Annotated in this window: 1 pseudogene; it reads right to left on the bottom strand. The window is 59.0% G+C overall.

The features are described 5' to 3' along the window. Positions 1 to 948 (bottom strand): annotated as a pseudogene (locus tag OIU19_RS25215) (hypothetical protein); the annotation flags it as partial.

Genomic DNA, 948 nt, shown 5'->3' with positions numbered 1-948 from the left:
TGGTAGTGGTGGTCAGCGGGAGCTGGCAATAGGCACGCTGGTCCTTGAAAGGCTTGCCTTCCTCATAGGCATAGCTGGTCTCCACGGTCTGGATGTGCAGGTCATCCGCAGGCCCTTGGCTGGTGATCTCTCGGGTCAGCAGGTGGAACTTGTTGAAGTGCCGCTCGATAGTGCGCAATTTTGTTTCGCCATCGGCGCTTAGCAACGTTTCAACCGAGCCATAGCGATAAGCGCTGAGGTGCTTGTACAGGATATCCAACCCCGGCGTGGGCTCGCCGAGCGCGAGGTTGGCCCCCAGGAAGTTATTGTCAGCCTGGTATCCGTCTTCTTGGGTGACCACTGTGTACTCATAGCTGACGATTTGATTGCAACTGGCGCCGGCCTTGGGCGCCTCGTCGGCGTTACCAGGCCGAACCTCATGCTTGGAAACCCTGGGCAGGGTGCCGGAGAGGTTGTTACTGCGCTTATGCCCAACCGAATCATAGGTGATGAGCTCCCAAGCACCGGTAGGGGTCCGTACCTCTGCAAGACAGTTGTAGGTATGGCTGACGGTATACGTGAAGCGCCACTTGGCCTGGTTGCCATCGACCGTCGGTAATTGCAGTTCAATCACCCGCCCTTGCGTATCCAATTGCATGACGAAGAGCACCTGGGTGGCGGCAGCGCCCTGGGGATTGAGGGTGATCTGCACTTGGCGCTTGCTTTCATCACGCTTGATTTCGAGCAGCGGGGCATAGACGCCTTCGACGTCACTGCCCTCGATGCTGGCCAGCCGGTCGTAGGTATCGTCATCAGACACGAAGGGCGCATAGGTGACCTTCAGCGGCCGGGTTTGCCGGGTCCAGACCTCGACAGGCAGCGCTACAGGCTTGCTGGCAGCCTGGGTTTGGAGCTTTTCGAGCAGCCCGGAGCTATGCTCGACGAGGTAGTGGGTCGATGCGCCATTGG

Source organism: Pseudomonas sp. BT-42-2, assembly GCF_025847435.2.
GTDB classification, from domain to species: Bacteria; Pseudomonadota; Gammaproteobacteria; order Pseudomonadales; family Pseudomonadaceae; genus Aquipseudomonas; species Aquipseudomonas urmiensis.
This window is presented reverse-complemented; position numbering and strand designations above follow the sequence as displayed.